Source organism: Pedobacter sp. N23S346 (assembly GCF_048515415.1).
Lineage (GTDB): Bacteria > Bacteroidota > Bacteroidia > Sphingobacteriales > Sphingobacteriaceae > Pedobacter.
The window spans coordinates 237,093-250,490 of sequence record NZ_JBLYEE010000004.1; the positions used below are offsets into that span (position 1 = coordinate 237,093).

Genomic DNA, 13,398 nt, shown 5'->3' on the forward strand with positions numbered 1-13,398 from the left:
TAGAAAACCTGCTCATTTTAATTTGGAAAGCAATATTTGTAGTCTTTTTTAATGTTCTTCCTGCTTTACGCTAAATCTTTTTTTGCACCTCTTTCAAGAAATAATAGTTTATGCTTTACAAAAAAGATATCGCTCCAATCAGGTTTAAATGGCAAGTTGGTGCGGATAGCAAGAAAGAGCCTTTCTATAGCCTATTATAGCTAACGGTTAATATGGAAAAGCTGCAGTTAGCAAACTCGAACGTATCTGAGCTAATTTCTTCAGACAATCAATGACCTTTTTCATTTTGCTGAAGCAAAACTATTCTGTTCCCATTAATAAACCTGACACATTCCATGCACTGGAATAAGATCCTTCCGGAAGCCCCATTGGAATGGCTACTTTTATGGTATGTGTTCCTGCCTTTAAATTACCTAATGGGATAATATTTGGATTTGTTACTGTCCCTGGGCACCAGTTAGAACGACTCAAATCTGATGAAGACAACCCGGTTTCAAAATTTCCAGATGCCGGATTAGATAAGCGGTAAGAGCCACAGTCCATCCGCCAGGGCACAAAAGCAAATGTCTCTTTTCCATTCAAAAAAATGGTATTCTTCTTCGGTACAAACTCATCTCCACCGCCCCAGCCGCCATGACCAGTAGTAATGTAACGCAGTTTAGCATCTTTAACATCTTTTGCCAAAGTAAAAGAAACTTCCAGACCTTTTTCGCTGCTAAACATGGTGGCATATTCCTGTCCGGCCATTTCCATTACATTGGTAGAATTAAATAAAGACAGCAAAACATCTTTCTCAATTTTCTCCTGCCTGTCGTGATGTAAAGTAATATTCATCGACACGCGATGTCCGCCTTTATCGTAGTTACCAATAAACACCGCCACCCAAACTTCCTTTCCATTCATCAAAGGGAAAAGTTCAGAAACATCTTGTCTATAGTAAACTTTATCAGCCCAGTTCTTATCTTTTAATTTCAAGTAATTGTATTTTCCAACGCCAAAGGGTGTAAAAAAGCGCATCAGCTCAATTACCGGGCTGTAATTAGCCGTAGCCACCACACCTTGATAAGTTTTTCCATTTCCATTATCGTAAACAGGCAAGGCCTTTACCGAACTCTTCAGGGCGTCCATTAAACTGATTGATTTATCAGTAGGGATGATGAAAACAGAACCCGTTCGATCATATGCATCGCCATTAGATTGCTCCGTTAAATCGACAAAAACATTGGGATTAGACTGCCACAGAGGAAACTTAACTTTTCTGGCAATCACCGTTCCACCCGCAAACCTGAAAATGGAATCATTCGATTGTGGTCTATCCATAAAATTAATCGTTTCATCATTGAAGATGCTTAGCGTAGTAAACCTGCTTTTCCACAACAAATCTTTATAGGATAAACCATCCGTTAACTTTAAATGTGCAACATCGATAGTTTTATAAGTCTTAACTTCTTCAATTTTTGTGGCGGTGATATAGCTGTTTCCATTGCGAACCTGCTCCAACACCAAACCCAAATTCTGCCCCAAAGCAGTTGGCGCCGCTTTTATACCGGCATCAGTAGTGTACCACAGTTCAATGGTATTTGAGTTTACGATTGTTTTTGCCTTTTTACAGGTATAACCCAAAATCAATTTGGTTTCATTGCTAAACTCAAAAACCTGCTTTGCTATTGCAGCGCTATCTGCCGTGGCGATTTGACTTTGCTTTGCCAAATTGGCAATCTGAAACAATGTGTTTTCTGGTTTGGCAACAACACTTTGCTCATAGGGATAATTTAATCCACTACTTTGTATACTTTGCGTAGTGAGCAGATTCTGCTGTTCACTAACTATAACAATGATTGGATTTCTATCGCCTTTTGGTTGGCCATCAGCAGATCGGTTATACGTTATTTTATATCCAGGCTTTGGTTTAAGTACTTTTTGGGCTTGTGCAAAAACAGAAATAACAAGAAAAAAATGGAAGATGTAAAGTCGTTTCATCATAGCAGAAAACCAAATATAGGTATGGAAAGGCTTATCTTTCCAACCTATCTTCTACAAAAGAAAATGGCAACAAACTCTTTACACTCGGCACTTTTAGAACTTCTCCGTTCAGACAATAAAAAATTACGGCTATCGGTGTAGCTTGTTTACGTTCAAATTCAGCCATTACTTGTAAACAACCACCACAAGAGGTAACAGGCTTAGTGATTTCAAAGTTATCCGTTTGGGCAGTAATGGCCATACTTTCGATTATTGCATTTGGCTGATTAGACCCGATAGAGAACAGGGCAACCCGTTCAGCACACAATCCAGAAGGATAAGCAAGGTTTTCCTGGTTGCTTCCTAAAATGATTTCTCCAGATGCTAACCGTATTGCTGTACCTACCCTAAATTTAGAATAAGGGGAATAGGAAGTTGCTAAAGCTTGCTCTGCATTTTCGCATAGCAACCGATCATTTTCCTGTAATTCATTAATGCCAGCATATTGCTCAAAACTTATATTTAAATTTAATAATTTCATTTATAATATATTACGAAACCGCCTATGTTAAATTTTTGTAGCGGGCGAACAATTTAAGTTATTTTTTGTATTATTCGTAGACTCGCTATTAAAATTAATTTTGATAGCGAGTTTGATTGTATTTTAAAATCACCAAACACCATCCGCTTTGAATAAATACGTACGTAAAAGTTTAAAAGTTTTACTTTGGGTAATCGCTTCGATAATTATCCTGATTGTAGGTATTGCACTCTCACTCAACATCCCGGCAGTACAGAACTTTGTAAAGGGAAAGGCAATCAACTATCTTAAAACTAAAACCAAGACTGAGGTTAGTTTAGAAAGTATCAAGATTGCACTACCAAAAGATGTAGTATTAAACAAATTTTACATCGAAGACAGAAAGGGAGATACGCTTCTTTATGCGGAGAAATTGGCGGTAGACATTAGTCTTTTTAAATTGCTAAAAAACACCGTTGAGATTAACAACATCGAGTTAAAAAACATCCGCGCAAACGTAAAGCGCATCAATCCAGATACCACCTTCAACTTTTCCTTCCTGGTTGATGCTTTCATGAGCAATCAAAAAAAACCTGAACAAAAAGTTGATCAGGATACTACATCAACGCTTAAATTCTCTGTAGATAAAGTTTCTTTCGAAGATATTGGCATTACCTATCGTGATGATGTTGCCGGAAATGATGTTAAACTCTACCTTGGTGCTTTTAAAACGAAACTAAAAACTTTCGATTTAGCGAATCAACATTATGTAATCAGTAACCTGAATCTGGATAATACCTCACTAAGCTACCTGCAACAGAAACCGCTAACACAATTGGTGCAACACCTTACCAACAGTGTAGATAGTACGGAAAAGGAAACTGGAAAGCTTCCACTCATAGAGGTAGAAAATTTCGCATTCAACAATGTAAAGGTAAATTACGACGATCAAATCTCAACTACTAAAGCTGTAGCTAATTTGAATGAATTGGGTTTGGTAAACTTAAAAGTAGATTTAACAAACAGTAAATATTCTGTTGAAGATGCCAAGTTAAACAAATCCAATATCCTTTTCGCCTTCAAACCTGCGCCCAGCAATGATTTGAAAAAGGTGAAAGATACCGTTGTTCCGGAAAAATCTCCATTGGGATTAATTATCAAAAACATTAGCCTGGCCGATAATAATGTGCAGTTCGATAATCTGGGTGCGAAAGCGACGCCAAAAGGAATGGATTTTAACCACCTTAAAATAAGTGGCCTTACCTTTGGTGCCGGAGATATAAGTTATAGTGCTGATGGAATTAAGGCCAACGTAAAAAACGGATCTTTAAAAGAAAAAAGTGGATTTGCTTTAACTGAATTAAAGGGTAATGCGATTTATAACGATAAGCAAATCAAGTTAAGCAACTTCGTTTTAAAAACACCAAACACCGCCATTGAAAATGCTACGGAATTGAACTTTACCTCAATGGAGGATTTAACCAAACATCCGGAGCGCGTAAAATTGGCATTAAGTTTAAAAAATACCACCATCGGACTTAGAGATGCTGGCTATTTTAGTGATGCGATTCCTGCGAATTATAGAAACGAAAAAATTAAAATAAATGCTGAACTGAATGGTTATTTAAATGACCTTAAAATTCCGCGTTTACAAATTACCGGATTAAAGAATACACAGATTGACATTAGCGGAACGGTGAAGGGCTTACCAGACGTGAATAAAACCTTTCTCGATCTGAATATTAAAAAACTTCATGTTACAAAAAGTGATATCCTGGTGGCTGTACCTAAAAAATCTCTCCCACCATCTATCGAATTGCCTAATGTGATAAACGCAAGAGGAAAGTTCACTGGATCTATGACTGATTTTAACACCAACATGAATATCCAAACTGATATGGGTGGAGCAGTTGTAGTGGCTGGCATGAAAGGACAAAAAGGCCGTGAAAGTTATAAAGCAGATATTAGCCTGAATAATTTTAATGTTGGTCGCTTGTTAAAAATGCAACCTAAATTAGGTCGCGTTTCTGTTAAAGCAGATGTTGCGGGTACTGGTCTGGATCCAAAAAAGATAAACGCTAAATTTAATGCACGTGTTTTAAGTGCCTATTATAATAAATATACTTATCGCAATTTAAAACTTGCCGGTACTTATGCCAATCAGAAAGTGGCCATTAAAAGTAGTATGCCAGATAGCAATGCAAACTTTGCTCTGGATGCCAATGTTAACCTTGCCGGGAAATACCCTGCTGTAAAAGCAGATCTGAATTTAAAACAAGTTAACCTTCAGGCGTTGAATTTTAGTCCAACAGTTTTAAGTGCTGCCGGTGTTGTAAAAGTTGATTTAGCAACTGCCGATGCAGATTACTTAAATGGAAATGTTGACATTACCGGACTTCAGGTGGTGAAGGATGCGCAACGCATTAATGTAGATACCATTTCTGTTTTTGCTAAAACCACTGATACAGAAAATTTGCTGACATTAAAATCAGAAATTTTATCAGCGAAGCTAGATGGAAAGTATCAGCTAACGAAGTTGAGCAATGCCATCATCAATGAAATTAACAAATACTATGCTTTTGGTGAGGTAACAAAAATTCCAGATCAAAGAATGCGTTTCTTCGTTCAGGTATATGATTCTAAGTTGTTGAAACAATTCGTTCCTGAATTAACGGTTTTTAAACAATCACAATTCTATGGTTTAATTGATACGCAAAAAGATAGCCTGCAGATTAAAGGTAACTTCCCGCAAATTGTTTATGGCGATTTTAAAGTTGATACCACTGTTTTAAATATCAATAACGACAATAACAAACTCGACTACGCCTTAACAGTTAAAGCATTGCAAAGCCCTTCAGTTTCACTTTTTAACACAGAAGTTAGTGGTGATGCGGCAAGTAATATTTTAGGAGTTAATATTTTTCTTCGTGATAGACAGCGTAAAGATAAATACGTAATTGGTGGAAATTTCCAGTCGATTAATAAAGACTTTAAATTCACTTTAGATCCTCAGAAACTATTACTTGATTATCAAAAATGGGTGGTTTCGCAAGATAATTACATTCAATTTGGTGCATCTGGCATATTGGTTAATCAATTTCAAATTAGTAACAGTGGCCAGTCATTATCGATTAACAGTAACCCTACAAAACCCAATGCGCCACTGTCAATTGAGTTTAAAGATTTTCAGTTAGAGACCTTAACTAAATTTGCAGAAACGGATACCACTTTGGTTGGCGGTCGATTAAACGGAACAGCTAATGTAAAAGACCTGGCCACTGCCGCGAAGTTTGAGGCCAATTTAACCATCGACCAATTACGTTACCAAAAAGATCAATTAGGCACCTTACGTTTGGCGGTAAATAATGATACTAAAAATGCTTTCGAGGTAAATGTTGCGCTAAGTGGTGTTCATGATTTAAGGGTAAATGGTTTTTATTATACCGCTCCACAAAGTGCGCTTGATTTAACCGTAAATATTGATAAGATTGAGTTGAAAAATATCGAAAGCTTATCTGCAGGGCAATTAAAAAATGGAACAGGAACACTCACCGGCGCCCTTACGGTTAAAGGTGCTTTAACGGCTCCGAAAATTCTAGGTGATTTGACCTTCAATAACGCCGGAATTAATGTCGCTTATGTGAATTCCTATTTCAGAATGCCTAATGAAAAAATTTCATTCACCAACGAAGGAATTGCCTTTAATAACTTTACGCTAATTGACTCCCTTAACCAGAAAGCAACGATTAACGGCAAAGTATTGACAACGGATTATAGAAATTATCGCTTTGGTTTAGACATAAAAATGAATAATTTCAGGGCAATCAATTCCACTGCGGCAGATAATGAAATGATTTACGGTAAGGTTTTCCTCACCAGTGATATTAAAGTTAGGGGAGATTTGAATCAGCCTGATGTAAACATGAAAATCAAGGTAAATAAAGATACCAGATTCTTTTTTGCCTTACCTTCCAATGATCCATCTATCATTGATCAGGACGGTATTGTACAGTTTATTGATGCAGATGCGCCACCGTTTAACGGACAAAAAGCTTTAAAAGTAGACAGCATTGGTAAATCATCAATGAAGGGAATTAACCTGGTCGCAGCAATTACCATTGATCCGGAAGCAGAACTTAATGTGGTAGTAGATCCATCAAATGGCGATGCATTAAACATAAAAGGTGATGCGAATTTGAATGCTACGATGGATCCAAGTGGGAAAATTAGCATGACAGGCCGATATGAAGTGATTGATGGTTCTTATAATTTATCTATAGGTCCGTTAGGTAAAAAAGAATTCAGACTTGTAAAAGGAAGTACGATTATCTGGACTGGCGAGCCTACTTCAGCGAATGTAAATTTAACTGCATTATATGAAGTAAACGCTGCACCAATCGACTTGCTTAATCAGCCTGACTTATACGAGGCGAGAACAAAATTACCATTCCAGGTTTATTTAATGATGAAAGGTGAATTGTTGAAACCAATTATTTCTTTTAAACTAGATTTACCAGAAAATGAGCGTAATGCTTTAGGCGGACAGGTTTATACCAAGTTAATTAATGTAAATAGAAATGAAAGTGAGTTAAACAAACAAGTGTTCGCTTTACTTGCACTAAATAGATTTATAGCAAATAATCCTTTCGAAAGTTTAGCTGGTGGCGGCGGCGGGGTTTCAACGCTTGCCCGTTCTAGTGTAAGTAAACTATTAACTGAGCAGTTAAATAATCTAACATCCGATTTAATTCAAGGTGTAGATCTTAATTTTGGCGTAAATTCATCAGAAGATTATTCTACAGGTTCGATGCAGCAAAAAACCGATCTTGAAATTGGGTTATCTAAAAAACTATTAAATGATCGGTTAACAGTAACCGTTGGAAGCTCATTTGCTTTAGAAGGTCCACAGGCACCGGGAGAAAAATCTACAGATATTGCAGGTAACGTAAATGTGGAATATGCATTATCAGCAGATGGAAGATATAGGTTACGGGCGTACAGGAGAAATCAAAACGACGTAATTGTTCAGGGACAAATTATTGAAACAGGTTTAGGATTTACCCTTGTTGTAGATTACAATAAATTCAGAGAGATATTCCAGAAGAAAAGAAACAGAAGAACGAGAAACATTGAACAGAAAGCACAAAATGAGAAAACTAATTAGACCTACCCTGTTTATATTGGCCTGTTTAGTTTACGCGGGCTGTAGCAGTACCAAATCCCTAAAACCAGGTCAGATTTTATATACCGGCGCTGAAATAAATATCAATCCAGATTCTTCTGGCAAAATTGACGATGAAAAACAGGTAAAGGCAGATTTAAAAAGTAAAACCCGGCCAAAGCCTAACAACAAATTAAAACTGGCCATTTATAATTTTGCCGGCGAACCCAAAAAAGCTAAAGGCGGGTTAAGAAACTGGATTAGAAAAAAGGGTGAAGCACCAGTGCTTTTAAGTGAAGTAAAATTAAAATACAATAACGATGTGTTAGCCAGCTACCTTTTAAGTGAAGGATATCTGCAAGCTGAAGTTACTGGTGATACCGTAGTAAAAGAAAGAAAAGGTAAAGCCATTTACACCGCGAATACCGGAGAGCGATATAAAATAAACCAGATTAGCTTTCCTCCAGATTCTGGTGTGCTAACCAATATTATCAATAACAACAAAGGGAAAACGCTATTAAAAGTTGGTGATTATTATGATTTAGATACTTACAAAAATGAGCGGATTAGAATTGACAACGATTTAAAAGAAAATGGTTTCTTTTATTTTAGTCCTGATTATTTAATTATGCAGGTGGATAGTACCATCGGCAAAAACCTGGTAAATGTATCTGTAAAGGTTAAAGATATTGCGCCCGAAGCCGGATTAAAACCATATACCATTAAAAACATCAACATCTATCCAAACTATTCGCTTAGAAGAGATACTGTTTTAAGGCGCTTAAAGCCTATAGAATATCATGATTTCAATATCTATGATGATCGAAAGACCTTTAAGCCACGTTTGTTTGATCGTTTGGTTTTTTTCCAGAAAGGGGAACGTTATAACCGAAGAGACCATAATCAATCTTTAAACCGAATGGTAAATGTGGGTGCTTTTCAAGACGTGAGGGCAGAGTTTTTACCGCTTGATAGTTTTAAAAACAATGAGCTTGATTTAAATATTTATTTAACGCCACTGAAGAAAAATTCGCTTACGTTTGGAGTTACCGGAACCAGTAAATCAAATAACTTTGTAGGCTCAGAGGTTAAAGTAACGCAAACGACCAGAAATCTTTTTAGAGGTGCAGAACAACTGGATATTAGTGCAGCTGGAGGTTTTGAAACACAAACCAGAGGAACATCATTGGGTAAGAACTCCGTATCACTTACCACTGAAGCAAAGTTAACTTTTCCAAGGTTCATTGTTCCATTCTATAAGCCAAACAGTACCACTGCGTTCATCCCTAAAACAATCGCTTCAGTTTCATACCAAATGCTAAACAGAGGTGGTGAATATACCTTGAACGCTTTTAAAGGGGAATTTGGTTATAACTTTAAAGAAAACCAGTATAAGGAACATAATTTCAATCCTATTTCGGTGAGTTATATTTCTACGGGTTTTCCTGATACAGCAGTTCGTGATAGTTTATATAGGGTAAATCCACTACTAAGAACTACTTTAGAAAATCAACTTATTATTGGTAGTAGTTATAACTTTACGTACACCAACCAGATGGAAACCAATAGAAGGAACAATACCTTCTTTTATGGTGCAATAGAAACTGGTGGAAACTTATGGGGTACTTTCGTTCCAAAAGATGATGAAGGCAGACGTGCCATTTTCAATGTTCCGCTCTCACAATTTATCAGATTAGAGGCAGATTTAAGAGATTATTATAAGGTTACCAGAAATGTAACCTGGGCAAATCGTTTAAATCTTGGTTATGGTTATGCTTACGGAAATAGCACCTCCTTACCGTTTGTAAGGCAATTCTTTGCGGGTGGTAGTAATGATATCAGAGCTTTTCCAGCCAGAACATTAGGCCCCGGAACGTATAAAGTTCCTGAGGATGCGGTTTTTGCAGATCAGGGTGGAGACATCAAGTTGATGCTAAATTCAGAATTAAGATTTAAATTAGTGAGCGTATTGTATGGAGCTTTATTTGTAGATGCCGGAAACGTTTGGTTGAGAAAAGAAGATGTTGGGATTCCTGGCACAGACAATACCGGCAGACCAGGATCTGAATTTAAACTTAAAAATGCTTTAAACGAATTAGCAGTTGGTACCGGTGCAGGTTTGCGGGTTGATGCAACCATTTTTGTAGTGCGTTTAGATGTAGCTTTCCCGGTACGCAAACCATATTTAGCAGAAGGGCAGCGTTGGGTATTTGATAATATCGCTTTCGGAGATAAAGCCTGGAGAAGAGAGAATTTAATCTTTAATATTGGGATAGGATATCCGTTTTAATTTTTCGAATGAAGTTAGTTAAGAAGATTAAACATTTTTTTATTGCGCTATATCACTTATTTATTGCTGCAGGAAAAGGTTTCGTAGAGGATAGGGTGATGAAACTTAGTGCTGCGTTAGCTTACTACACCATATTTTCGCTAACTCCGTTAATTATTATCGTTTTATCTGCAGCTACCATTTTTTTAGGAAATAAAAGCAATACTGATACCCGTGATAAGTTTTTCGCACAGGTTACAGACATGGTTGGTCAGGATGCTGCAACCCAGATTCAAGGTTTTGTTGAACATTCAACCAAAAGCGGACAATCTACTATAGGACTGATTATCGGTATCGGCACACTGATTATAGGCTCGACGGCAATCTTTATTGAGATTCAGGATAGCATCAACATGATCTGGAAGGTTAAAGCTATCCCTAAAAAAGGCTGGCTTAAAATGTTAACCAATCGGTTACTTTCTTTCTCTCTGATTGTTTCGATGGGCTTTTTGCTCCTGGTATCACTAGTAGTTAACAGCGTAGTGGTTGGTTTGGGAGATAAATTGATTTCTTTGCTTTCTAAAAGCCAGATTGATGAAGTAATTCCTGTTGCCGATGATACCATGGCATTGATCATCTATATTTTAAATAACGTGATTACACTGGCCGCAGTTACCGCAGTATTTACGGTAATTTTTAAGGTACTGCCAGATGTGGTGATTAAATGGAAATCTGCTATAATTGGTGCATTATTTACTGCTGTACTTTTCAGTTTAGGTAAATATCTAATTGGGATTTACATTGAGAAGGGTAACCCTGGTTCTGCATTTGGTGCAGCAAGTTCAATCATTGTGATTTTACTCTGGATTTACTATACTTCGATCATCCTTTATTTTGGTGCTGAATTTACACAGGCTTACTCCGAGAAGTTTGATGGTGGTATTGCACCAAGCAAATATGCTGTATTTACGAAAATCACAATTGTAGAGAAGCATGTAGATGTTCTCCCGCCTCAGCATCCTGAAGATACCCTAAACGCACCAGATAAATAATCTGGAAATTCATATAATCAACTTGCGAAGTTTGTAAAAGGCCCACATTTGGATTGCCCGGCATTTTGGGTTATTGGCGCTTTAAAGCGCCATGCATTCGCCGCAAAGATTGGGAAAAATCTCTTAACAAATAATGGCATCCACATAATATTCCTCCAGAGGGATAATTTATTTCATAAAATAAAATACGTCAATGTAGGCCGGCAATAGCAAGTTCAATATTGGATTTATATGTTTTCATCCGTTCAGATTTTTCGATCCGCATGAACGTAGGGTTAAGGCGGCCGTCCTCCTGAACTTGATTCAGGACCTATTTTATTAACCATATCGTAGTCTAAGCGGAAATAAACTATTTAGAAGCATTATAACGGATATTGTAGTGGCATTCAGGCTATTTCATTTAGCTACCTAATAAACTTCAGTATCTTCCCCAATAGTTCATGTTCAAGAAACGGTTTCAAAACCAACTCATTCATTCCTGATGCCAGGTATTTTTGTCTATCCTCTTGTAAAACATTTGCCGTTATGCCCAGTATAGGTGTGTTCCTTTTAATAATATCAGGCTGATTTCTGATCTTCTGAGTAAGTTCAATCCCACCCATTTCTGGCATTTGTATGTCAGTTAAAATGAGATTGTAGTCATTTGCACAAAATAACTCATAGGCTTCTTCTCCGTTGTACACCGCATCAAAGGTGATCTTATATTTTTTAAGGATGGTACCTGCCAGTAAAATATTTAACATACTATCATCTGCCAGCAAAACTCTTTTTCCAGCCAGACTTGCAACCTCATCATAGTACTTTGATGAAGGATAATCGGTTGCGATTGGTTTAGCAGCTATTTGATACAATAGTTCAAAAGAAAAAGTAGAGCCTTCGTCTTCCACACTTTCTACACTTATTGTTCCACCTTGAAATTCGACGATTTTCTTGCAGATAGCTAAGCCAAGCCCGGTACCTTGCTGCCGTTCTTTTGTAGAAGCATAATACACCTGCGCAAATTCATCAAAAATAATTTGCTGATCTATTGCCCTTATACCTAAACCAGTATCTGTAATACTTACATTAAGTTTGGCTTGCCCTTCCTGGGTGATGGTCAAATCTCCATTCAGTGTTACAGTTCCATTTAAAGTGAATTTAATTGCATTACTTAATAAATTCATCACCACTTGTTTTAAGCGTAGAGGATCACCTAGTATGTAAACATCTTTACTGATAGTCAACTCCATATTAAAGCCAATTTTCTTTTTAGCGGCTTGTACACTCATGCTATCAAAAACATCTTTTATGGCAGTATGAGGTGAGAAAGAAACTTGTTCCAAAATAACTTTCCCAGTCTCATATTTTGAAAAATCAAGAATATCATTTACCACTTCCAGTAGCATGATGGATGAAGTTTTGATCGCGTAAACTTGTTCCTTTTGCTCGGTACCAAGATCAAGCTGAGTTAATTGTTCAGAGAATCCAACAATGGAGTTTAAAGGGGTTCTGATTTCATGACTCATGTTAGCCAGGAAACGGCTTTTTGATACCGCATAAGATGCTGCTTTATCACTATGTGCTATTAACGTTTTCTCATTTTCATAAAAATGATAAATCATATAAAAAACAAAAGTCAGGAGGCCCGTGGCCAGCGCAAGCAAAACTTTCATAAACTTATCTAAATTTTCTACCTCATTAAAGGCGTTTATGTCTGCAATTTGTTGCGCAGATGTATTGTAATCACTTTCAATAGATTTATACTTTTTCAGCTCATTAACAATTTTTAAAATCAACAGGTGATTTATATTAAGCAATTGCTTTTCTTTAATTTTTAGCCTGTTATTAGTTAGATAGAGTTTAAGGTAATAATCGTTGATGGTATTAAGCTGCAGCTTATTATAGGTTAGATTTAACGATGAGGTATCTGCAGAAATGGTTGTTCTAACAATTGTTGATTTAGCGCTATCAATCTCTTTGGTACTTTTACCATTAATAGCAGCCATTACACGACTAAAAAATCGTTTTTTTTGATGGGCGCCTATCCTTGGCTTAAGGGTATCAATTTTAATGATGCTTTTAAATTGCCTTGTGGTAAAAAGCTTGGCCTGGGGATTATTTTTTTTCGCTACCTCACCTACTTGAACAGAAAAATTAATCAGACTATCTGAAAGCCTTTTTAAATGAATAAACTGCTGTGTCCGGAGTTTCTTTTGTGCAATTAACCGATCAAAATCTTTGGAAGAGGAAGCATTCTCTTTATTGTTTTTAAGTTCGATGGTTTCCATTATTAAGGAGATTTCTTTAATCTCCTTAATAAATAAGTTGTAATAGCTCCGCTCCTCACTAACTATATACATTCTGCAGCTATTATCTGCATTGTAAAGCTTAAAGATACAGCTATCTAATTTTGCATAATCGTATTGCACCTGAGCAATTTTCTTCACTGACTTTA

The 13,398-nt window shown here is 36.7% G+C and carries 6 protein-coding genes; 3 read left to right on the forward strand and 3 right to left on the reverse strand.

Annotation, left to right across the window (positions count from 1 at the left end):
• Positions 1 to 300 precede the first annotated feature (300 nt).
• Complete coding sequence (locus tag ACN1CD_RS09900) at positions 301 to 1,983, reverse strand: PNGase F N-terminal domain-containing protein (RefSeq protein ID WP_419130231.1); 1,683 nt, start codon at positions 1,981 to 1,983, stop codon at positions 301 to 303.
• Between the two features lie 31 nt (positions 1,984 to 2,014).
• On the reverse strand, positions 2,015 to 2,503 hold the full coding sequence (locus tag ACN1CD_RS09905; RefSeq protein ID WP_419130232.1) for a cytidine deaminase: 489 nt from the start codon (positions 2,501 to 2,503) through the stop codon (positions 2,015 to 2,017).
• 148 nt (positions 2,504 to 2,651) lie between these two features.
• Here ACN1CD_RS09905 and ACN1CD_RS09910 point away from each other — a divergent pair, with 148 nt between their 5' ends.
• From ACN1CD_RS09910 to ACN1CD_RS09920, 3 genes are read left to right on the forward strand one after another with little or no spacing between them, the layout of a single operon-like run.
• A complete protein-coding gene (locus tag ACN1CD_RS09910) occupies positions 2,652 to 7,646 on the forward strand; it encodes a translocation/assembly module TamB domain-containing protein (RefSeq protein WP_419130233.1) in 4,995 nt (1,664 codons plus the stop codon).
• Positions 7,630 to 9,933, forward strand: coding sequence for a BamA/TamA family outer membrane protein (locus ACN1CD_RS09915; RefSeq protein WP_419130234.1), 2,304 nt, complete (start codon positions 7,630 to 7,632; stop codon positions 9,931 to 9,933). The genes ACN1CD_RS09910 and ACN1CD_RS09915 overlap by 17 nt, the downstream gene beginning before the upstream one ends.
• Positions 9,934 to 9,941: 8 nt before the next feature.
• Positions 9,942 to 10,964 carry a YihY/virulence factor BrkB family protein gene (locus tag ACN1CD_RS09920; protein ID WP_419130235.1) on the forward strand — a complete coding sequence of 341 codons (1,023 nt, stop codon included), beginning with the start codon at positions 9,942 to 9,944 and terminating at the stop codon, positions 10,962 to 10,964.
• Positions 10,965 to 11,368: 404 nt separating this feature from the next.
• On the opposite strand, the gene ACN1CD_RS09925 is transcribed toward ACN1CD_RS09920, so the two are convergent.
• Positions 11,369 to 13,390 (reverse strand): ATP-binding protein, encoded by a 2,022-nt coding sequence (locus ACN1CD_RS09925; RefSeq protein ID WP_419130236.1) that lies wholly within the window; start codon positions 13,388 to 13,390, stop codon positions 11,369 to 11,371.
• Between the last annotated feature and the right edge of the window lie 8 nt (positions 13,391 to 13,398).

Coding starts and splice junctions, on each gene's coding strand:
- ACN1CD_RS09920 (WP_419130235.1), top strand. CDS start 9,942: ATGAAGTTAGTTAAGAAGATTAAACATTTTTTTATTGCGCTATATCAC.
- ACN1CD_RS09900 (WP_419130231.1), bottom strand. CDS start 1,983: ATGATGAAACGACTTTACATCTTCCATTTTTTTCTTGTTATTTCTGTT.
- ACN1CD_RS09905 (WP_419130232.1), bottom strand. CDS start 2,503: ATGAAATTATTAAATTTAAATATAAGTTTTGAGCAATATGCTGGCATT.
- ACN1CD_RS09915 (WP_419130234.1), top strand. CDS start 7,630: ATGAGAAAACTAATTAGACCTACCCTGTTTATATTGGCCTGTTTAGTT.